The sequence below is a fragment of the Polynucleobacter sphagniphilus genome (genome assembly GCF_001953355.1).
GTDB lineage: Bacteria > Pseudomonadota > Gammaproteobacteria > Burkholderiales > Burkholderiaceae > Polynucleobacter > Polynucleobacter sphagniphilus.
This window is the reverse complement of record NZ_MPIY01000003.1, coordinates 269,625-291,829: the sequence shown is the minus strand read 5'-3', so window position 1 is coordinate 291,829 and position 22,205 is coordinate 269,625. Positions and strand designations below refer to the sequence as shown.

The following is a 22,205-nucleotide window of genomic DNA, read 5'->3' as shown; positions in this document are numbered from 1 at the left end:
TATTTTAGGCTTTTAATATCCTGCTTGCACGCGGGGTCTTAATAGAGCCAATAATAGGCCTCAAACCCCTAGCATTCAAGGGGATACAGCGATTTGAGTCAAGCCCATGGTCTCTGGCAAGCCAAACATCAAGTTCATACACTGAACCCCCTGGCCAGAAGCACCTTTAACCAAATTGTCCTCGACCACCAAAATCACCAAGGTATCACCGCCACCTGGACGATGAATTGCAATACGTAAGCCATTGCTACCTCTCACGGAACGGGTTTCTGGATGACTGCCCGCTGGCATCACATCCACAAAAGGCTCATTCTTATAAAAGTCTTCATAGAGCTTTTGGTAGTCCACGCTTTCACCCACCTCAGTCAAGCGTACATAAATTGTGGAATGAATGCCCCGAATCATTGGAGTGAGGTGTGGCACAAATGTCAGACCGATTTCTTCATGGCCTGCAATTGCCTTCAAACCTTGGACGATTTCAGGAAGGTGACGATGGCCTTTAACACCATAAGCCTTAAAGTTATCACTCGACTCAGAAAGCAAAGTCCCAATTTCAGCTTTACGGCCGGCACCAGAAGTACCCGACTTCGAGTCGGAAATAATATGTGTACCATCGATCAAGCGCTTACCACCAGTTGATTTTGGTGAGAGTAGCGGCGCCAAACCCAACTGCACCGAAGTCGGATAGCAACCAGCTAATCCCACAACACGCGCCTTCTTAATCGCCTCACGATTAATTTCAGCCAAGCCATACACCGCTTCAGCCAAAATATCTGGGCAGCTATGCTCCATCCCATACCATTTAGCAAATTCTTTTACATCCTTTAAACGAAAGTCTGCGGCCAAGTCCAGAATCTTCACATTGTTAGCAAGTAGTTCTTTTGCCTGCGCCATTGCAACACCATGCGGAGTTGCAAAGAAGACGACATCGCACTCATTTAGCTTTGCTTCATCAGGAGTAGTGAACTGAAGATCAATACGACCACGCAAAGAAGGAAACATCTCCGCTACTGGCATACCAGCTTCCGTTCGAGATGTAATGGCCTGAAGCTTCACTTCAGGATGTTGGGCGAGTAAGCGCAATAACTCAACGCCTGTATAACCAGTTCCACCAACAATGCCAACCTTAATCATGTGTTTCTCCAAAATACTGATTGCGCAACTTATTAATTAAAAAGAATGGATAAAGCTTACTGCACGATTCTTACAATTCTATTGATTGTAGAAACAAAAAGGGCCGCTTGCGCGACCCTTTCTGATAAAACATAAGCGACTGAAAGAATTAGCGCTTGCTGAACTGCTTGCGACGACGCGCGCCGTGCAGACCAACTTTTTTACGCTCAACTTCACGAGCATCGCGAGTCACCAAGCCTGCTTTAGACAGGGCTGGCTTCAATGCGTTGTCGTAGTCGATCAATGCGCGCGTCACACCGTGACGAACTGCACCAGCTTGGCCAGTTTCACCGCCACCACTCACGTTTACCTTGATATCAAAGGTAGTGAGGTGGGCTGTGAGAGCCAAAGGCTGACGAGCGATCATGCGTGATGTTTCGCGAGCAAAGTATGCATCGATAGGTTTACCGTTAACAGTAATCTCACCTTTGCCTGATTTGATGAATACACGTGCAACAGAGCTCTTGCGACGACCTGTGCCGTAATTCCAATTTCCGTAATTAATAGCCATTTGGTTTCCTTAAATCTCTAACGCTTTTGGCTGTTGAGCCGCATGCGGATGATTGGCGTCGCCGTAGACTTTTAATTTCTTGATCATGGCATAGCCTAGTGGGCCTTTTGGCAACATACCCTTCACAGCCTTCTCTAAAGCGCGACCTGGGAAACGGTCTTGCATTTTGTCGAAGTTAGTCGAGCTAATACCACCTGGGTATCCGCTGTGACGGTAATAAATCTTGTTCAAGCCTTTGGTGCCTGTAACACGCAGCTTAGAAGAATTGATGACAACAATAAAGTCGCCAGTATCAACGTGTGGTGTGTATTCGGGTTTGTGCTTGCCGCGTAGACGGTGTGCCACTTCACTGGCGACACGACCGAGGACTTTGTCCGTAGCGTCAATCACGAACCATTCATGCACTACCTCATGGGATTTTGCAGAAAAAGTTTTCATGATTTATCAAATTGTTATAGTCAAAATAAAAATTACTCCAATCAAACTACGTCCACCTTGGCCCTGCTTATGTTTGCAAGCTCGCAGATTCTGTAATTTCACTGGTAAAACAATTACCGCTGACTAGGACGGCAATTCAGTAAAGCCTTGAATTGTAACCCAAAAAAAACCCAGGAACGAGTCCTGGGTTGGAATCCACCTATGTTTAAGTGGAGGAGACACTGGGAGGTACATCAATCTCTTACATAAGACTGACTACCAATATGGTTATTTTACACAAAATTCATTGTGCGGTGCAAAAAAATTGACCGCGGTCAATTATTTAATGCTTTTATTCCAACACTGTTTTATGTATAAATTGGTAAACTATTGATAATATTGATTAATTTACTAAGTTAGGGATCACTAATATGGAATGCAAAGTAGCCTGGTTAGGAACTGATGGCATGGCTTTTTCAGCAGAAACCGGTAGTGGTCACCTCATTAATATGGATGGCGCCCCGGAAGCAGGCGGTAAAAATCTAGCTCCCCGACCGATGGAAATGCTCCTAGCAGGAGCAGGAGGATGCTCTGCATTTGATGTGGTTTTAATCCTACAACGCTCCCGTCAGGCCATTAGTGCCTGCAATGTCACCCTCAAAGCTGAACGGGCCACTGAGGATCCCAAAGTCTTTACCAAGATCAACCTGCATTTTCAGATCAAGGGGAAAGATCTAGATCCTGCCAAAGTGGATCGAGCCGTCAAACTATCGCATGACAAATATTGCTCAGCCACAGCTATGTTGGCCAAAACGGCTGAGCTAAGCTACAGCATTGAGCTTGTTGCTGAATAAGTGCAGAGTCAATCGATAAGCCGGATTCTGTCGCCTAGATTTGCATCTAGGGGCAATCATTCCTCTAGGCCGGCAGTTACCTGACGGCTCAAGCTCCCTACCCGTAGACTCAGCGGGACGCCTCATCGCCTACTTACTTGGGATTGCTCCAGGTGGAGGTTACCGCGTTTCACCGTAACTAAATACGCTCGTCTCTGTGGCCCTATTCCTCACGTCACCGTGGATGGTCGTTAACCATCACCCTACCCTATGGAGTCCGGACTTTCCTCCCCCTCAATAAAGAGGCGGCGATTGCCTAATTGACTCTGCGCCTGCAGTCTAACGCAGTCGGAGAAAAGTGGCTTAATTTAATTGATTTAAATAGCTGCCAAGGACCAGGCAATACTCTCACCAGCACGCAAAGGCACAATGGTTTGCTCACCCAATGGCAACTCTGCTGGAATGGCTTGCGCCTGCTTAATGAGGGTAATCTTTCCAGTATTACGCGGTAATGAATAGAAATCAGGGCCATAGAAACTAGCAAAGCCCTCTAATTTATCGAGCTTGCCAACACTCTCAAATGCCTCAGCATATAAGCCCAAAGCATTAAAAGCACTATAGCAACCAGCACAACCACAGGCAGCCTCTTTGGCACCCTTCGCATGCGGAGCACTATCTGTTCCCAAGAAGAATCGCGGACTACCGCTAGTAGCCACCTCCAACAAAGCAAGGCGATGCTCCTCACGTTTAAGAACTGGCAAGCAGTAATTGTGTGGGCGAATGCCACCAGCAAAAATCGCATTGCGATTCATGAGCAAATGTTGTGGGGTAATGGTTGCAGCAATAGTATTTTGCTCACTCATAGCATCACGCACATAGTGTGCCGCCTGGAGTGTGGTGATGTGTTCAAACACAATCTTGAGTGCCGGAAAGTTTTTACGCAGAGGAATTAATACTTGATCAATGAAAACAGCTTCACGATCAAAGATATCAATGTCAGAGTGAGTAACCTCACCATGCACTAGAAGAGGCATACCCACTTCCTGCATTGCCTCAAGCGCTTTAGTGCAATGCTTCAAATCACTCACACCCGCATCACTATTAGTTGTAGCACCCGCAGGATATAACTTAATCCCTGTAATACCTGACGCTTTTGCTTTACGTACTTCATCGGCTGAAGTGTTATCAGTCAAGTACAAGGTCATTAATGGCGTAAAGCTTGTAATGCCTAACACTTGGAGCTGACTCTCAATCCGAGCCCGATAGGCATCCGCCAAATCTACGGTAGTGACTGGGGGCTTGAGGTTAGGCATGATGATCGCACGTGCAAATTGCCGCGCTGTATCAACCAATACATCTCTCATCACTTCACCATCACGAATATGCAAATGCCAATCATCAGGCTGGGTGATTTGAATTTGAGTTAAGTGATTCGACATAAGAATTGGCTTTAGTTAATCAATCAAAATAATACGGAAGTCATTTACATTGGTCAGCGTTGGGCCAGTTTCAACCAAAGCAGATAAATCAGCAAAGAATCCAAAGCAATCATGGGCTGCTAAAAAATGACTTGGACGAATATCTCTTGCATGAGCAGTACGGCGCGTTTCAGGAGTAAACCAAGCACCCGCATTCTTTTCGCTACCATCAATACCATCGGTATCTGCAGCCAATCCAGCAATATTGGACATATCAGGTGTCGCTGCCAGTAAAGCCAATAAGAATTCACTGCAGCGGCCACCACGACCCACGATACCCGGAGGTAAAGTCACCGTACATTCTCCACCAGAAATCAGTGCCACTGGCGGCTTGGCCCAAGATTGGTAACCGGAGAGTTCTCGGGCAATTGCAGCATGCACTAACGCCACATCTCTTGCTTCACCAGTAATGGTGTCACCCAAGATAATGGGTTGATAGCCAACACTTTTAATATAAGTGGCGGCAGCTTCAAGACTGTTGTGGGCTGTGGCAATCACATGATTGACTACGTGTGCGCTATTTAAATCAGTCTCTTTTAAAGTTTCAGGAATCTGGCCAGCCACACCCTTCTGTAAATGACTGAGAACAGAGGTAGGCACTTGCTCTGTATTGAGATGGTATTTAGCCAAAATATCTAAGGCATCTTGATAGCTAGAGTAATCTGCTGCACAAGGCCCACTAGCAATATCAGCGGGTGAGTCGCCGGTCACATCTGAAATTAATAAAGCCTCGACCCGGGCACCACGATCAATTGCAACTCTAGCTAAGTTGCCCCCCAGAATCGCCGACAAATGCTTGCGCACGATATTCATTTCTTCAATAGGGGCACCACTACGCAGAAGTGCTTGGGTCGTGATGCGCATGTCATCAATGCTGATACCATCCTGTGGGAGTGTGAGTAAGCTAGAGCCTCCACCCGATACCAGAGCAATTAAAACATCGCCTTGCTGTAGTTGATTGGCCAATGCAAAAATTGCTTTTGCACCATCCATACCGGCTTGATCGGGCACGGGGTGACCAGCCTCAATAATCTTAATGTGAGATGTGGGTGAGCCATGGCCATATCGCGTTAGCACCACACCCTCTAATTGGGCTTCAGGCCAATGCACTTTTGCATGGCGCTCAAGGGCGCTGGCCATTGAGGCGCTGGCTTTGCCGGCACCAACTACTACACATCGGCCGCTCAGTCCATTTGGAAAGATTTTTCCCAAATGCTCGGGAACGATCTTTTGGGGGTCAGCAACCGCCAATGCAGCTGCAAAAGCATTTTTAAGAATGGTTTCTTGGGTCATTACTCTATTCTAATCAAGCGCCACTCGCTCTTGCATTTGCCACATTTCTGTATAACGGCCATTGGCCATGAGGAGCTCAGAATGGGTGCCACGCTCAACAATTTGACCTTGATCCATGACAAGAATCTGATCGGCATGAATGATGGTTGAAAGTCGATGGGCAATAATCAGGGTTGTGCGATTTTTAGCTAAATTGAGCAATTCCTCCTGAAAAGCACGCTCTGTTTTCGAGTCCAAAGCTGAGGTTGCCTCGTCAAAAATGAGCATGGCTGGCTTTTTCAACAAAGTACGGGCAATGGCAACCCGCTGCTTTTCACCGCCGGATAACTTGAGGCCGCGCTCCCCAACCTGGGTGTGATAGCCATCGGGAAGGTGCTTAATAAAGCCATCAATTTGTGCCGCTCGCGCAGCCTCGTGTACTGCCTCGGTGGAGGCGCTTGGATCACCGTAGGCAATGTTGTAGCCAATGGTATCGTTAAAAAGTACCGTATCCTGAGGAACAATTCCAATTGCCTTACGTAAACTAGCTTGCGTGACATCTTGAATATTTTGACCATCGATCAAAATAGATCCAGATTGAATGTCATAGAAGCGAAATAACAGGCGTGCTAGGGTGCTTTTACCCGCCCCGCTTTGCCCAACTACAGCAGCAATGGTTCCAGCAGGGATATGAAAGCTGACATCTTTTAGGATTTCACGTTTGGCATCGTAATGAAAAGAAACGTGCTCAAAACGCACATCTGGTCCCAATGAATGCGTTTGAATGTGCAATGGGGATGCGCCTGGAGCATCTGCAATTTCCTTTTCGGTATTGAGCAAAGAAAACATTCGATCCATATCCGTTAACGCTTGCTTAATCTCGCGGTAAATCACGCCCAAGAAATTAAGTGGGACGTACAACTGAATCATCAAGGTATTAACTAATACTAAGTCGCCCAAGGTCATACTGCCATTGACGACACCCAGCGTAGCCCGCCATAAAATCAATACCAAACCTGTTGCAATAATAGTTTGCTGACCTAAATTCAATAGCGCTAAAGACTTTTGCGATTTAATTGCAGCAGCTTGATATCGAATCAAATTATCGTCGTAGCGCTTTGCTTCAAAAGCTTCATTGCCAAAATATTTCACGGTCTCAAAATTCAGCAAAGAATCAATGGCTTTTTGATTTGCCTTTGAATCCATTTCATTCATGGTTCTTCTAAAGTGAGTGCGCCACTCAGTAACCAAGACCGTGAAACCAATATACAAAACCAAGGCAGTTAAGGTGATGCCCGCAAACCAAAAGTCATAGGAGTATGCAAAGTAACCCAGCACCAAACAAAACTCAATTAAGGTCGGTAGGATGCTATAGAGTGAATAGGAAATTAAGGACTGGATGCCACGCGTCCCACGCTCGATATCACGACTAACACCTCCAGTTTGACGCGCTAGGTGAAAACTCAAGGCCAAAGCATGTAAATGCTCAAAAACTTGCAATGCCACTTTGCGTACTGCGTTTTGAGTCACGCGCGCAAAAATCCCTTCACGCAATTCATTAAAGAGGGATGCCGAGATGCGTAATGCGCCATAGGCAATAATGAGAGCAACCGGCACTATCACCAAAGCTTGAGGGGCATCCGCCTTGATGTTGAGAGCATCAATCAAGCGCTTCATCAAAATTGGAATACCTAAATTCGCAAGTTTTGCCGCAATCAAACACGCTAGAGCAAGCGCTACCCTAAATTTATATTCCAATAAGTAAGGCAATAAATCGCGTATCACACGCCAATCATTGTCTTTAGAAGAATTTGCAGAAGGATCTGCGTGGTGTCGACCAGATGAATGTCTCATGACACTATCTTAGTGAGTTATCACTAGCTATGCTGAAAAGAGATGCAAGATCGCTTCGCCATTGCTACGAGAAAAACATTGCTTAGCAGCTTGTTCAAAGGGTAGCCACTGGTAAGCCACATGCTCTCTAGGCGCAAGTGTAACGCTCGTATTGTCTGGAACCTCCAATGAAAACCAATGTTCCGTATTTTGAGTGATGCCAGGAGGATAACGATAACGCCACTGCGGATAAATCTCATACTCAATTTGGTGGTGCATATTTTGCAATGCGCCTTCTGGCAAGGAGGTAATATCAATACCAGTTTCCTCCAGCACCTCTCTTGCAGCTGCTGTTGCTAGATCTTCATCGGGTGCATCAAGACTGCCTGTGACTGACTGCCAAAAGCCGCTCCGATCTGCTCGCTCAATTAATAAAACATCCCCAGTCGATTTGTAAATAACAACTAAAACCGAAATGGGGATTTTCAAGATAAGCGCGCTAGCGTTCTGATATGCAATTACGCAGCAGGGGCTGCTTGACGCAAACGAATATGCAATTCGCGCAATTGACGCTCATCAACCGGACTGGGAGCCTGGGTTAATAAGCACTGAGCACGTTGTGTTTTCGGGAAAGCAATCACATCACGAATCGACTCTGCACCAGTCATCATGGTCACGATACGATCCAAACCAAAGGCGATACCGCCGTGAGGAGGGGCGCCATACTGAAGCGCATCGAGTAAGAACCCAAACTTGGCTTGTGCCTCTTCAGCACCAATCTTCAAGGCACGGAATACCTGGCTCTGTACAGCCTCTTGGTGAATACGAACCGATCCACCACCAATCTCGCTACCATTGAGGACCATATCGTAAGCCTTCGCCAAACACTTGCCCGGATCAGACTCCAGATATTGCATATGCTCATCTTTGGGACTAGTAAACGGATGATGACAAGCAACCCAGCGCGCCTCGCCATCGTCGTAATCGAACATTGGGAAGTCAACCACCCACAATGGTCTCCAACCCTCAGTAAAGAGTCCATGCTCTTTACCCCAAGCAGAATGGCCAATACGTAAACGCAAATTACCCATGGCATCGTTCACTACTTTTTCTTTATCTGCTCCAAAGAAAATAATATCGCCGTCTTTTGCACCAGTACGTTTGAGAATGCCTTCTACCGCTGCATCATGTAAATTTTTCACAATGGGTGATTGCAAGCCATTACGGCCTTCTGCAATTGAGTTCACCTTAATCCAAGCTAGGCCCTTAGCGCCATAGATAGAAACAAACTGAGTGTAGTCATCGATTTCACTTCGACTGATCTCTGCGCCACCAGGTACGCACAAACCAACTACGCGACCACCTGCTTGATTTGCAGCTCCAGAAAACACCTTGAAATCAACATCTTTCATCAAATCAGTTAATTCAGTGAACTCAAAATTCACACGCAAATCTGGCTTATCAGATCCGAAACGCGCCATACCTTCTGAGTAAGGCATGGTTGGGAATGGATTAGGCAATTCAACGTTCATGGTTTTCTTGAAAATATGACGAATCATGTTTTCAAATAAATCACGAATCTCTAACTCACTTAAGAAAGCAGTTTCACAATCGATCTGTGTAAATTCTGGCTGACGATCAGCACGCAAATCCTCATCCCGGAAACACTTCGTGATTTGGTAATAACGATCAAACCCAGCAACCATCAACAATTGTTTAAACAACTGGGGAGATTGCGGCAAAGCAAAGAACTGGCCATCATGCACACGGGAAGGCACTAGATAATCACGCGCACCTTCTGGCGTGCTTTTGGTAAGCATTGGCGTTTCGATATCAATGAATCCGGCTTCATCTAAATAGCGACGGCATTCCATGGCTACGTTGTAACGCAAACGCAAATTCTTTTGCATCTGTGGACGACGTAAATCTAAAACGCGATGGGTTAAGCGGGTTGTTTCGGAGAGATTCTCATCATCCAATTGGAATGGTGGTGTAACCGAAGCATTCAAGATCACCAAGCTGTGGCACAAGATTTCTACTTTGCCGCTAACTAAGTCAGCATTCTCAGTACCAGCTGGGCGGGCACGTACCAAGCCTTTGATCTGAATACAGAATTCATTACGCACCTGCTCGGCAAGCGCAAACATTTCTGGGCGATCCGGATCACAAACAACTTGCACAAAACCTTGGTGGTCGCGCAAGTCAATAAAGATTACACCCCCATGATCACGGCGGCGGTTGACCCATCCAGAGAGGGTGACCTCTTGACCAATCAGTGAATCGGTTACCTGACCGCAGGTATGGCTTCGCATCGACATAACAATTTCCTATAAATCAAAAATGACTTGGTGACTGACTTGAAGTCAGGCCAGTTGAACTCGTGGGTGGCACAGAACCCATTGAAACAATATGCTTCAACGCTTCCTCGACACTCATATCTAGTTGAATTGTTTCTGCGCGAGGAACAATCATAAAAAAACCGGAGGTGGGGTTTGGGGTGGTTGGCAGGAAAACATTGACGTAATCCTCGCCCAACTTACTGCTGACTTCTTTTGCAGGGATTCCAGTTTGAAACGCAATAGCCCAAGAATTCGGATGCGGGTAACGAATTAACAGTGCCTTACTGAATGCTTGGCCACTACCAGAGAATAGGGTGGAAGAAACTTGTTGGACACTTGAATAGATGGAACGCACTACCGGAATACGGTTTACAAACTTATCCCAGACTTTTAACCACCACTGCCCAGCAAAATTAATTGCGATTAAGCCAGTAAACATGACTACAGCGACCACAATCAAAATACCCACTGCAGGTAGCTCACGGAAACGCTGAAGTTCTGCAGCAGACTCACGAGGAAGTACTGCCATAATGGCCTGCACTACTGAGCCAAAAACACCATCAAGCAAGCCCAAGCCCCAGGTAATCACCCAAATAGTGACTGCCATAGGAGCCCAAACGAGAATGCCAGCGATAAAGTATTTTTTCATATTCCTTGCCTAACCCAGCATTTTAGCGGGTTAAAGTGGCAACGGGGCGGGACTAGTAAATACCGGAGCTAATTATCAAAATTCCAGCCAAAAACCCACCAGCAAAGAGTAAGGCCCCTACTAAAAGCCGATGAGTGCGTCTTTCTTGGAGCAAAAGTGCTTTCAAAACCTCTAATTCTGGGTTTTTCTCATTCTTTTGCCGATGACCCTGATCCAAGCTTTGGGCAATCAGGCGCGGCAAAGTAGGGAGAATTTTTGCCCAAGAGGGTGCCTCTTCCTTCAGGCCATCGATCAAACCACGCCATCCTAATTGCTGACTAATCCATTTTTCCAGGATTGGCTTAGCGGTTTTCCAAAGATCCAGATCCGGATCTAGTTGGCGGGCAAGGCCTTCTACGTTTAACAAGGTTTTTTGGAGCAAGGTCAATTGCGGCTGAATTTCTACCTTAAAGCGTCTTGAGGTTTGGAATAGGCGCATTAAGACAAGTCCTAAAGATATCTCTTTGAGCGGGCGATCAAAATAAGGCTCACATACGGAGCGCACCGCCCCCTCTAACTCTTCTACTCTTGTGTTTGCAGGAACCCAACCAGATTCAATATGCAGTTCAGCGACGCGACGGTAATCGCGATTAAAAAATGCCAAGAAATTAAGGGCTAAATAATTTTTGTCGGACTCACTCAGTGCGCCAACGATTCCAAAGTCTAAGGAAATAAATCTTCCGAATGTTTCTGGCTCTAAGCTAATGAGGATATTTCCAGGATGCATATCTGCATGGAAAAAACCATACTCAAACACTTGAGTAAAAAATATTTCAACGCCATCAGCAGCCAACTTTTTAAAATCGACACCCGCCTCTTGCAAGACCTTCGTACGACCGATGGAGACCCCATTCATCCTTTCCATCACAATGACATTGGTATGACAGAAATCCCAATACATTTCAGGGATCATCAATTTTTTGGAGTCCACAAAGTACCGACGCAACTGGCTCGCGTTCGCTGCTTCGCGCATTAAGTCCAATTCGTCATGTAAGTAGGTATCAAATTCAGCCACGTTCTCGCGTGGCTTGAGGCAACGACCGTCTTCGGAGCTACGTTCAACAATTTTTGCTAAATCATATAAAAGTGCAATGTCGCCCTCAATGACTGGCAGAATGCCGGGGCGCAGTACTTTAATGGCAACTGCTCGTCCATGCCACTCGGGATGCTTCTCAGTGCCTCGCAATACCCCAAAGTGCACCTGCGCTACAGAAGCACTCGCTACCGGTGTTGCATCAAACTCTAAAAAGATCTCTTCAATGGATTGACCTAGATCTACTTCAATTAAGCGGCGCGACTCTTCATTTGAAAATGGTGGAACTTGATCTTGTAGTTTGGCCAATTCATTCGCAATATCCTCTGGCAGAAGATCACGACGTGTTGATAAAACTTGACCAAATTTCACAAAGATCGGTCCAAGAGCTTCTAGCGTCAAGCGAATGCGTACGCCTCGCGGCATCTTTGAATTGGGAGAAAGCCAACACAGCATGGTTAAGAAGCCCTTACGAATGCCAGGTCTTAAGAGGTCACGTAATAGAGGCAATAAGCCATAGCGCCATGCTGTAAAAAAGATATAGAAAAGACGAGCTAGTCGACGCACGATTTATAAAGCCTTTTTTTCTAGTAATTGAATGCGTTTTTCGATGCGGTCTACCGCATCTCGTAAATCATTTAATTCTGCCTTGCGGTTAGCAAAATCACGCTTATTTAGTAATACTTTTTTTTCTTCGCTAACGTACTCAACCACGTTATCAAGCAAATCACCAGCAGCCAACTTGCTTGCAGAGAGCCATTTTTTCCCTTGCTTAACTGTAAAGTGTGCAGGCGCATCACCTAGCAAACGAGATAAATCCTCCTCATACTCCCAGCGAACCTGACCAATTAATCGACCTAATAATTGCGCCAAATCTGCATCACCTGCAATCTTCACCGCTTTAAATGCCTGTTCCCGCAAATTGCCTGGGCTGCCAAGGATTTCAGTTAATGCTTTTGCTGAAATGCTCAAGATTAGGGATGGCTGCTCTATTTCGGAAGCCGCCTTAAGCAGGCCTTCTGAACTTAATTCAAAACCAAGATTGCCAAGCGGCATTTCTATCAAGATGGTTTTATAGGCATGTCGACTTAATTCAGTCATCGCCCAGTGCTCAGCAGAGAGCACATGATTAATCCCGCGGCAGGCTGTGGCAGCTGCAATGGTGTGTGTGGTTGAAGAAGTGCTATTCATGAGTGTAAAAAACCCGCAAGTACGCGGGTTTTCCAATGGAAAGTGCCCTAAGCTTAAACCAACTGCCTAATACCCGCCAGTACCCAGCCTCCAGGACCCTCTAAAGGCTTAGTTAGATTCCAGATTTCAGAGAAATGATTAGCAGGTGCATCTATTTGCTCGCGAATTAAGCCTGAAAACTGGACGCTACAGAAATAACTCGCATCCGCAGTCTCAATTCCCAATAATTTGGCATCTATGGTCAAGACATCGGTTTGATTAGCGCTATCACTACGGCCGGATAAATCTTGTGAGATGGTTGCAAACATTTCAGGCGTTGTGTATTCGCGCAATGCCCCCAAGTCACCGCTATCCCAAGCCTTTTGCAAACTAATGAAGTACTGCTTTGCATTGGCTAAAAAAGCATACTCATCAAAACCAGGGGGCAAAGTTGAGTGGAAAGGCTGAGCCTCTAAGCCAACACCAGCAAATGCATTTGCGGCAGGGGTAAATGCCGGCTCTTGTCGTAAGCCAGATTCACTTGTACGCTGCATCCCTTGCCTCAGGTGATTGGATTGCGTCATGACCGAGCTTGCGGGAAGTAATTTGCGAATGACAAACATGATCGCAAATCCAGCTAAAGCAGCAAGAAGCAAACCAGTAATTAAAGAGGAAGCGCCTTCCCCCAAGCCAAAATGAGATAAAAGATAACCAATGCCTAATCCAGCAGCCAAGCCTCCCAACATCCCACCCATTCCACCAAAACGACTTGGCGTAGGTGCTTGAGGAGTAGGTGCAGCAGGAGCTGCTTGGGTCTGCTGCGCTGGCTTTTGGAGCGGCGTAGCTTGCCTTTGAATGGGGGCGCTAGGTGCGCGACCAAAACTTTTGCCACCGCCCAAACGTGCAGCGTTTACTGGTCCAACAAAAGCGAGCAACAAACTCAGGCTAATTAGTAATGCTTTGAAGAAACGCTGATTCATTTGGTATTCCATATAAAACCTCTTTGCTTAATATTTAAAACCAATATGCAAAGCAACAATACCACCTGTCATACGATGAGTCTCTACCTCATCAAATCCAACGCCGAGCATGATTTCTTTTAAGGCATCCGCATCTGGATGCATCCGGATAGATTCAGCCAGATAGCGATAGCTTTCTGAATCCTGAGCAATCTTCTCACCCAACCAAGGTAGCACCTTGAATGAATAAGCGTCATACACAGACTGCAAAAAGGCATCAGGTTTTGAAAACTCCAAGACAAGCACGCGACCACCTGGTTTGATCACGCGACGCATTTCGGCTAAAGCCACGTCTTTATGGGTCATATTGCGCAAACCAAATGCCACAGTCACCACATCAAAATGATTTTCTGGAAATGGAATCTTCTCAGCATCGAATTGAACACATGGCAAAGCTAAGCCCTGATCAAGCAAACGGTCGCGACCAACACCTAGCATCGAAGCATTAATATCACTTAACCATACCTGCGCCTCGGTGTTTTGACCCCAGCCAGCTGCGCGAGCAAAGGCGGCAGCCAAATCTCCAGTACCGCCTGCAATATCCAAGACCTTCTGGCCAGGACGAACTTGCGCACGCGCAATAGTGATTTTTTTCCAAACACGGTGTAATCCAAATGACATCAAATCATTCATCACATCGTATTTCGCAGCCACAGAATGAAATACCTCGGCAACCTTGCCAGCTTTTTCTGCTTCATCTACGCTTTGATAACCGAAGTGCGTTTTACTCATGAATGGCGCTCTCTATCTGAATAATTACTTTTAGTGACTGCCGCAAGAATGACCTTGCTTAGTCATTGGGGCATCTCGATCTAGCCCAGCGGCAGCCAGCTTTTCTAGATGAGTTAACCAGAGTTGTTCTTGATTCTCACATAGCTTATATAAATAATCCCAAGTAAATAAACCAGAGTCATGCCCATCTGAAAATGTAGGCTTAAGGGCGTAATGTCCCACTGGTTCAAGACTGGTAATCAATACATCTCTTTTGCCAGTTTGCAAGGTTTCTTGCCCTGGGCCATGTCCTTGTACTTCAGCAGAGGGTGAGAGTACGCGCAATAATTCAAACGGCAAACAATACGTACTCCCATTCTCATAGGTCAACTCTAATACCTTGGATTGCTGATGCACCACGAGGTTAGTTGGAATCATTAAACCAATACCCTTTCGATACCACCTTGATTGGCCTTAACTACATACTCTTGCATCCAGTTCTTACCTAATAATTTTTGAGCCATTTCAACCACGATATAGTCGGCAGTGGTATCACTATCGGAATCAAAACGGGTTAGGCCTTGCAAGCAAGAAGGGCAACTAGTCAAGACTTTGACATCGCCAGTAAAGTCATCTTTACGCAATTCATTAGCGCCCTTTTCCATTTCAATTTGTTTGCGGAAACGCACTTGAGTAGAAATATCTGGGCGCGTGACAGCCAATGTACCTGACTCACCACAGCAACGGTCATTCTTCTGAATGGCTTTGCCATCTTCAAGCTGAATAAGTTCATTTACCGTTTTTAAAGGATCTTGCAATTTCATTGGGGAGTGACACGGATCGTGATACATGTACTTCACGCCCGTCACATTCTCCAGCTTGACGCCCTTCTCGAGGAGATACTCATGAATATCAATAATGCGACAGCCGGGGAAAATTTGCTCGAACTGATAGCCTGCTAATTGGTCGTAGCAAGTTCCGCAAGAAACTACCACTGTCTTAATGTCCAAATAATTGAGGGTGTTAGCAACCCGATGGAATAGAACCCGATTATCGGTAATCATCTTTTCCGCTTTATCAAAGTCACCATTGCCGCGCTGCGGATAGCCGCAACATAAATAACCTGGTGGCAATACAGTTTGTACACCGACATTCCACAGCATTGCTTGAGTCGCTAAGCCTACTTGTGAGAATAAGCGCTCAGAGCCGCAACCTGGGAAATAAAACACCGCTTCGGTTTCTGAAGAAGTGGTTTTAGGATCTCGAATAATTGGCACGTAATTGGCATCTTCAATATCAAGCAGTGCACGCGCTGTTTTCTTCGGTAAATTGCCCGGCATCTTCTTATTAACAAAGAAGATAACTTGCTCCTTCACACTTGGCTTACCAACCGTCGCTGGTGGATGGGTAGTCTGTTTGCGCGCGAATTTACGCAGCACATCATTGCCTAATCGTTGCAACTTATATCCCCAGCCAATCATAGCCGTACGCGCTAGATTAATTGTTTCTGGGCTGGTTGCATTTAAGAAGAACATGGATGCAGCCGTACCAGGGTTAAAACGTTGCTGGCCCATCTTGCGTAATAAATTACGCATGTTCATAGTCACATCACCGAAGTCAATTTTGACCGGACATGGTGTTAAGCATTTATGACAAACTGTGCAATGCGCAGCAACGTCATCAAACATTTCCCAATGACGAATGGATACACCGCGACGCGTTTGCTCTTCATATAAAAATGCCTCGATCAACAATGAAGTTGCCAAGATTTTGTCGCGTGGACTGTAAAGCAAGTTTGCGCGTGGTACATGCGTAGAGCACACTGGCTTGCACTTACCGCAACGCAAGCAATCTTTCACGCTATCAGCAATTGCGCCAATATCGCTCTGCTGCATGATGATCGATTCATGACCCATCAAACCAAAGCTCGGCGTATAAGCCATGCTGAGATCGGCGTTGGGCATTAACTTACCTTTGTTGAAACGACCTTCAGGATCCACACGATTTTTATAGCTACGGAAGTCCTTTAACTCTGCTTCAGTGAGGTATTCAAGCTTGGTAATACCAATACCATGTTCACCCGAAATCACGCCATCTAAAGAGCGGGCTAATTTCATAATGCGATCAACTGCATGATGCGCATCTTGCAACATCTCATAGTCATCAGAATTGACTGGAATATTGGTATGTACGTTACCGTCACCTGCATGCATATGCAAGGCGACAAACACCCGCTTACGCAATATACGCTTATGCGTTGCTTCGAGCTCAGCCAAAATCGGTTCGAATGCTAAACCGCCAAAAATAATCCTTAGCTCAGCGCGTACCTCCTCCTTCCAGGATGCACGCAAACTGAAATTCTGGAGCTGTGAGAAATAGTTATCCATTCCAACCAACCAGTCAGACCAACGGGTGCGCACCTTCGCAATTAATTCCAAGGCCTGCTGCACCCGATCGCCCAAAATCTCGGCAGTCGGAATTTCATAGTCATCATCGCCCTTACCTAATGGCAAAGCGCTCTTTCTCAAGAAAGACTCGAGACCATCCAATACTTGCAATTTATTTTTCAGGGACAACTCAATGTTGATGCGATCGATCCCATCGGTGTACTCACCCATCCGCGGCAATGGAATCACTACATCTTCATTGATTTTGAAGGCATTGGTGTGCCGCGCAATGGCTGCAGTACGGGCCCGGTCTAACCAGAACTTTTTGCGCGCTTCCGCACTCACAGCAACAAAGCCCTCGCCGACACGCAAATTAGCCATACGCACAACTTCACTGGTTGCCGCTGCCACCGCTGCTTCGTCATCACCTGCGATATCACCAATCAAAACCATTTTTGGCAAGCTATTACGCTTGGATTTAGTGGAATAGCCAACCGCCCTGAGGTATCGATCATCTAAGTGTTCTAAGCCAGCCAATATTGGGCCACCTTGTTTACTCAAGCCATCTAAATAGGCCTTGATTTCGACAATGCTTGGAATGGCTTCTCGTGCTTGACCAAAAAACTCTAAGCAAACAGTACGCATGTATTTAGGCATGCGATGCAAGACCCAAGTGGCACTCGTGATTAAACCGTCGCAACCTTCTTTTTGAACTCCTGGTAGTCCAGATAAAAACTTATCTGTAACATCCTTACCCAAACCTTCTTTACGAAAGCGCTTGCCTTCTACTTGGAGAGTTTCTTTTTTCAGAATACGCTCGCCTGGCTCACTCAAACCATCCGACCAAGTTAACTCAAAGCGCACTTGATCAACTTCATGAATCTTGCCTAAATTATGATCAAGACGCTCGATATCTAACCAGTTACCCTCTGGATCAACCATTCTCCAGCTAGCCAAGTTATCTAGTGCAGTACCCCAAAGAACGGCTTTCTTACCACCAGCATTCATCGCGATATTGCCACCAATGCAACTGGCATCAGCTGAGGTTGGATCGACAGCAAATACAAGCCCAGCATGCTCTGCGGCGTCGGAAACACGTCGCGTTACAACGCCTGCACCAGTAAAGATGGTAGACACTTCATGAGTAACCCCTGGCAAACGTTTGAGTTTGACGCCGCCAATATCTTGCAACTTCTCAGTATTGATCACGGCTGACATTGCATACAAAGGAATTGCACCGCCGGTGTAGCCAGTGCCACCTCCACGTGGAATGATGGTCAGGCCCAATTCAATACAGGCTTTTACGAGCCCAGGAATTTCAGATTCATAATCAGGCTTGAGAACCACCAAGGGAAACTCCACCCGCCAGTCAGTAGCATCAGTCACATGCGCTGCACGCGACACGCCGTCAAAACAAATATTGTCAGTAGCGGTATGACGACCCAATATCTTGAGGGCGCGCTTACGTAACTGCTCTACTTCTTTAAACCCAGTCTCAAAATTGTCGACTGCGCGATGTGCAGCATTCAATAAGATCTGCACCTGATCTGCAGAATCGCCGCTAGAGCGTTTTTTCACTTCACCCAGACGATGCCAGAGGGCATCGATCAAGAGCTTGCGGCGATTGGCGTTATCCAGCAAATCATCTTGCAAGAATGGATTGCGCTGTACGACCCAAATATCACCTAAGACCTCAAACAACATCCGCGCAGAACGGCCAGTACGACGTACACCGCGCAAGTCATTTAAAACGCGCCAAGACTCCTCGCCCAAGAGGCGAATCACGATTTCTCGATCGGAAAAAGAGGTGTAGTTGTAGGGAATTTCGCGTAAACGGGGGGTGCCCGCCTCGGCGTCCAACAACTGATTTAAAGCCAATGGAGCGTTCATAGCGTCATATTTGATAAATAAGCATTTTAATAGAGCGAAGCTGATATTGGCAGGAATCCGACAAAGTTGCTGCTGGCGGGAATAAACCCTTTCAAATCTAAGGGCTTAGGGCCATCCGTGGTACGCTCATCAGATGGCAACGAACTATTTAAAGAAAATTTTATCGGCCCGAGTCTACGATGTAGCCAGGGAAACTGAATTACAGCTCGCTCCTGCACTCAGCAAGCGCTTAGGCAACCAAGTTTTACTCAAAAGAGAAGATAACCAACCGGTTTTTTCCTTCAAATTACGTGGCGCTTACAACAAGATGGCCCATTTACCCCCGGAAGCCTTAAAACGCGGGGTCATCGCAGCCTCGGCAGGCAATCACGCTCAAGGGGTGGCCCTAGCGGCCTCCAAAATGAAATGTAAGGCCGTCATTGTGATGCCAACCACCACTCCCAGCGTCAAAATTGAGGCTGTAAAAGCTCGAGGCGGCTCCTGGGTAGAGGTCATTCTGCATGGCGAGTCCTATAGCGACGCATTTGAATATTCAGAACTTCTTGAGAAAAAACGTGGCTTAACCTTTGTTCACCCCTTTGATGACCCGGATGTCATTGCTGGACAGGGCACGATTGCCATGGAAATTTTCGAGCAACATCAAGCGCCTATCGAAGCCATCTTTGTAGCCATCGGTGGTGGTGGCCTCATCTCTGGAATTGGCGAGTACACCAAAGCCATTAGCCCAAAGACCAAAATTATTGGCGTACAGGCATCCGATTCAGATGCGATGCGTCGTTCTCTCAAAGCCAATAAACGCATCGAGATGAAGGATGTAGGCCTCTTCTCAGATGGCACGGCAGTCAAGCTGGTGGGCAAAGAAACCTTCCGTATTTGCAAAAAGGTAGTTGACGACATCATCACTGTCGATACAGATGAGATCTGTGCGGCAATTAATGATGTCTTTACCGATACTCGAAGCATTCTGGAGCCTGCTGGCGCCTTGGCTATTGCCGGCATGAAGAAGTATGTGGAGACCCATCGCACCAAGAAAAAAACCTTGGTAGCAGTTGCTTGTGGTGCAAATATGAATTTCAGTCGTTTGCGTTTTGTTGCGGAACGCGCGGACGTTGGTGAATTCCGTGAGGCAGTATTTGCCGTCACCATCCCCGAAGAACGCGGCTCATTTAAACGCTTCTGCGAATTACTGGGCAAGCGCAACATCACTGAATTTAATTACCGTATCACCGATCAAAATCAAGCCCATATCTTTGTTGGCATTGGCACGCAAAAAGCGACTGATAGTGCTGCTATTGCGAATCACTTTACCAAGGCTAAATTTGCAACGATTGACTTAACCCATGATGAGTTAGCCAAATCGCATCTGCGTCACATGGTTGGCGGACACTCAGCACTCGCGAACGACGAATTGCTCTATCGCTTTGAATTCCCAGAGCGCCCTGGAGCCTTGATGAAATTCTTGACCAGCATGGCGCCTAACTGGAATATTAGCCTGTTCCATTATCGCAATCATGGCGCTGACTATGGTCGTATCTTGGTGGGTATTCAAGTTCCCAAAAATGAGCAGAAGAAATTCCAAAATTTCTTGGCCTCTCTTGGCTATCCACATTGGGATGAGACCAATAATCCAGCTTATCGACTGTTTCTAAAATAAGACTCTATTTAAAAAATGTCCTACACACTCACTGGAAAACTGGTTGTTGCGATTTCATCGCGCGCCCTGTTTGATTTTGAAGAAGAAAATCGTATCTTCGAATCAACCGATGACAGCGCATATATGAAACTACAGCTTGATCGACTAGGTGAGGCAGCACAAACTGGCGTGGCATTTCCCCTCATTAAAAAACTACTTGCCTTTAATGAGGAGGGTCAGCAAAGAGTCGAGGTTGTCATTCTGTCGCGCAATGATCCAGTCAGCGGCTTGCGTGTATTTCGCTCAGCCAAACATCATGGCTTACATTTAGAACGTGGGGTATTTACCAGAGGGCGCCCTCCTTATAGTTATCTGCGTTCATTGCATGCCAATCTATTTCTTTCGGCTAATGAAGATGACGTGCGCGCAACTATTGAAGCCGGGTTTCCTGCGGCACGCGTTTATCCTGAATCCACAAAAACTGCGGAATCACACCCTAATGAAATTCGCATCGCATTTGACGGAGACGCCGTGTTGTTCTCAGACGAAGCAGAACAAGTTTTTCAAGATAAAGGCCTAGAGGCATTTGTCGCCCATGAGAGCAAGAAAGCTGACATTCCATTGCCCCCGGGTCCCTTTAAACCGCTTCTAGAGGCACTGCATCGCTTGCAACGCACCACCAGCGAAAAAGGCATGCGTATTCGCACGGCCCTAGTCACTGCTCGCTCAGCTCCAGCACATGAGCGCGCAATTCGCACCTTGATGGCTTGGGGCATTGATGTAGATGAAGCGATGTTCTTAGGGGGGCTCTCAAAGAGCGAATTCCTACGCGAATTCGAGCCTGATTTTTTCTTTGATGATCAGACTGGCCATTGCCAATCAGCAGCATCGGTTGCACCAACCGGTCACGTAGTCTCTGGCGTATCGAATAAGCCTAAAACAAATTAAGTAAATCAAGAACTTCATTATGGCAACATTACCGCTCGGCCAAGCATCGCAATATCCCGATCAATACGATCCGAGTTTGCTTTTTCCAATTCCCCGCTCTGAAAATCGCGCAAAGTTAGGCATTGAGGCTAATCAAGTCCTGCCGTTTGTCGGTGTGGATATCTGGAATGCGTATGAATTAAGCTGGCTCAATCAAAGGGGTAAACCACAAATTGCCTTAGCTGAGTTTCAAGTGCCCGCCGATTCTCCCAACATGATTGAATCGAAGTCATTCAAGCTCTATCTCAATAGCCTCAATAGCGCCCGCTTTGAAAATGAAGATGCGGTACGCGAAAGAATCATCACTGATTTATCTGCGGTGGCTGGCAGCAAAGTATCGACTCGCATCTACCCAACTGATGTGGTTGCCAAAAAAGGGATGCAAGAAATGACCGGCGTTCTCATCGATCGACTCGATATTGAGGTTGACCCCAATCTTTCCGCTGATCCAGGATTACTTGGAGTGAACGATTCCTTTGGTCCAATAGAGCAATGCTTGGTCTCGCATCTACTTAAATCCAATTGTCCAGTAACAGGACAGCCTGATTGGGCCAGCGTCCAAATTCGCTATCAAGGACGCCCGATATTAGAAGAAGGGTTATTGCGTTACCTCATTGGCTTTAGACAACTTGGCGAATTTCATGAGCATTGTGTCGAGACCATTTTTTCTGATATCAAGCGCCAGTGCAAGCCAGAAAAATTATCTGTTTATGCGCGCTATACAAGACGGGGCGGGCTGGATATCAATCCATTTCGCACAGATCATAATGCGCCTTGGCCTGATAACACGCGTCACGCAAGGCAATAGCACGCCAGCAAACTCATCGGCTC

The 22,205-nt window shown here is 46.4% G+C and carries 19 protein-coding genes and 1 other RNA gene; 4 read left to right on the top strand and 16 right to left on the bottom strand.

Annotation, left to right across the window (positions count from 1 at the left end; all coding sequences use genetic code 11):
* Positions 1-75: 75 nt before the first annotated feature.
* The 3 genes from argC to rplM all read right to left on the bottom strand — a co-directional run bounded on the left by argC (position 76) and on the right by rplM (position 2,122).
* Positions 76-1,134: an N-acetyl-gamma-glutamyl-phosphate reductase gene (gene argC / locus BOQ04_RS05135; RefSeq protein WP_076023686.1), complete on the bottom strand. Its 1,059-nt coding sequence runs from the start codon at positions 1,132-1,134 to the stop codon at positions 76-78.
* Positions 1,135-1,282: 148 nt separating this feature from the next.
* Positions 1,283-1,684 carry a 30S ribosomal protein S9 gene (gene rpsI / locus BOQ04_RS05130; protein ID WP_076023685.1) on the bottom strand — a complete coding sequence of 134 codons (402 nt, stop codon included), beginning with the start codon at positions 1,682-1,684 and terminating at the stop codon, positions 1,283-1,285.
* A 9-nt stretch (positions 1,685-1,693) separates the two neighbouring features.
* Complete coding sequence (gene rplM, locus BOQ04_RS05125; RefSeq protein WP_071466176.1) at positions 1,694-2,122, bottom strand: 50S ribosomal protein L13; 429 nt, start codon at positions 2,120-2,122, stop codon at positions 1,694-1,696.
* A gap of 410 nt (positions 2,123-2,532) precedes the next feature.
* Between rplM and BOQ04_RS05120 the strand changes: the two genes are divergently transcribed.
* Entirely contained in the window at positions 2,533-2,955 is a 423-nt protein-coding gene (locus tag BOQ04_RS05120; protein ID WP_076023684.1) for an OsmC family protein, read from the top strand.
* On the opposite strand, the gene rnpB is transcribed toward BOQ04_RS05120, so the two are convergent.
* The 13 genes from rnpB to BOQ04_RS05055 form a co-directional block, all read right to left on the bottom strand.
* An RNA gene (gene rnpB / locus BOQ04_RS05115) (RNase P RNA component class A) lies at positions 2,956-3,262 on the bottom strand.
* Between the two features lie 49 nt (positions 3,263-3,311).
* Complete coding sequence (gene pyrC / locus BOQ04_RS05110) at positions 3,312-4,373, bottom strand: dihydroorotase (RefSeq protein ID WP_076023683.1); 1,062 nt, start codon at positions 4,371-4,373, stop codon at positions 3,312-3,314.
* Between the two features lie 15 nt (positions 4,374-4,388).
* Positions 4,389-5,705: a glycerate kinase type-2 family protein gene (locus tag BOQ04_RS05105; RefSeq protein WP_076023682.1), complete on the bottom strand. Its 1,317-nt coding sequence runs from the start codon at positions 5,703-5,705 to the stop codon at positions 4,389-4,391.
* A 9-nt stretch (positions 5,706-5,714) separates the two neighbouring features.
* Complete coding sequence (locus BOQ04_RS05100; protein ID WP_076023681.1) at positions 5,715-7,538, bottom strand: ABCB family ABC transporter ATP-binding protein/permease; 1,824 nt, start codon at positions 7,536-7,538, stop codon at positions 5,715-5,717.
* A 27-nt stretch (positions 7,539-7,565) separates the two neighbouring features.
* Positions 7,566-8,006 (bottom strand): dihydroneopterin triphosphate diphosphatase, encoded by a 441-nt coding sequence (gene nudB / locus BOQ04_RS05095; protein ID WP_076023680.1) that lies wholly within the window; start codon positions 8,004-8,006, stop codon positions 7,566-7,568.
* Between the two features lie 29 nt (positions 8,007-8,035).
* Positions 8,036-9,835: an aspartate--tRNA ligase gene (aspS, locus tag BOQ04_RS05090; RefSeq protein WP_076023679.1), complete on the bottom strand. Its 1,800-nt coding sequence runs from the start codon at positions 9,833-9,835 to the stop codon at positions 8,036-8,038.
* A 16-nt stretch (positions 9,836-9,851) separates the two neighbouring features.
* Complete coding sequence (locus BOQ04_RS05085; protein WP_076023678.1) at positions 9,852-10,505, bottom strand: DUF502 domain-containing protein; 654 nt, start codon at positions 10,503-10,505, stop codon at positions 9,852-9,854.
* 52 nt (positions 10,506-10,557) lie between these two features.
* Positions 10,558-12,144 carry a ubiquinone biosynthesis regulatory protein kinase UbiB gene (gene ubiB, locus BOQ04_RS05080; protein ID WP_076023677.1) on the bottom strand — a complete coding sequence of 529 codons (1,587 nt, stop codon included), beginning with the start codon at positions 12,142-12,144 and terminating at the stop codon, positions 10,558-10,560.
* A 3-nt stretch (positions 12,145-12,147) separates the two neighbouring features.
* Positions 12,148-12,768: a ubiquinone biosynthesis accessory factor UbiJ gene (locus BOQ04_RS05075; RefSeq protein WP_076023676.1), complete on the bottom strand. Its 621-nt coding sequence runs from the start codon at positions 12,766-12,768 to the stop codon at positions 12,148-12,150.
* Between the two features lie 53 nt (positions 12,769-12,821).
* A complete protein-coding gene (locus BOQ04_RS05070) occupies positions 12,822-13,727 on the bottom strand; it encodes a Tim44 domain-containing protein (protein WP_076023848.1) in 906 nt (301 codons plus the stop codon).
* A 27-nt stretch (positions 13,728-13,754) separates the two neighbouring features.
* Positions 13,755-14,498, bottom strand: a complete 744-nt coding sequence (gene ubiE, locus BOQ04_RS05065; RefSeq protein ID WP_076023675.1) for a bifunctional demethylmenaquinone methyltransferase/2-methoxy-6-polyprenyl-1,4-benzoquinol methylase UbiE — start codon at positions 14,496-14,498, stop codon at positions 13,755-13,757.
* Between the two features lie 30 nt (positions 14,499-14,528).
* Entirely contained in the window at positions 14,529-14,915 is a 387-nt protein-coding gene (locus BOQ04_RS05060; protein ID WP_076023674.1) for a gamma-butyrobetaine hydroxylase family protein, read from the bottom strand.
* The gene (locus BOQ04_RS05055; protein WP_076023673.1) at positions 14,915-18,754 is read right to left on the bottom strand and encodes a DUF3683 domain-containing protein; all 3,840 of its coding nucleotides are present in this window, start codon (positions 18,752-18,754) and stop codon (positions 14,915-14,917) included. Before BOQ04_RS05055 ends, BOQ04_RS05060 begins: the two co-directional genes overlap by 1 nt.
* Before the next feature lie 133 nt (positions 18,755-18,887).
* On the opposite strand from BOQ04_RS05055, the gene ilvA reads away from it, so the two are divergent.
* The 3 genes from ilvA to queF are packed head-to-tail and all read left to right on the top strand — an operon-like array spanning position 18,888 to position 22,182.
* On the top strand, positions 18,888-20,408 hold the full coding sequence (ilvA, locus tag BOQ04_RS05050; RefSeq protein ID WP_076023672.1) for a threonine ammonia-lyase, biosynthetic: 1,521 nt from the start codon (positions 18,888-18,890) through the stop codon (positions 20,406-20,408).
* A gap of 15 nt (positions 20,409-20,423) precedes the next feature.
* Positions 20,424-21,335 (top strand): 5'-nucleotidase, encoded by a 912-nt coding sequence (locus BOQ04_RS05045; protein ID WP_076023671.1) that lies wholly within the window; start codon positions 20,424-20,426, stop codon positions 21,333-21,335.
* A gap of 19 nt (positions 21,336-21,354) precedes the next feature.
* Entirely contained in the window at positions 21,355-22,182 is an 828-nt protein-coding gene (queF, locus tag BOQ04_RS05040; RefSeq protein WP_076023670.1) for an NADPH-dependent 7-cyano-7-deazaguanine reductase QueF, read from the top strand.
* The last annotated feature ends 23 nt before the right edge of the window (positions 22,183-22,205 follow it).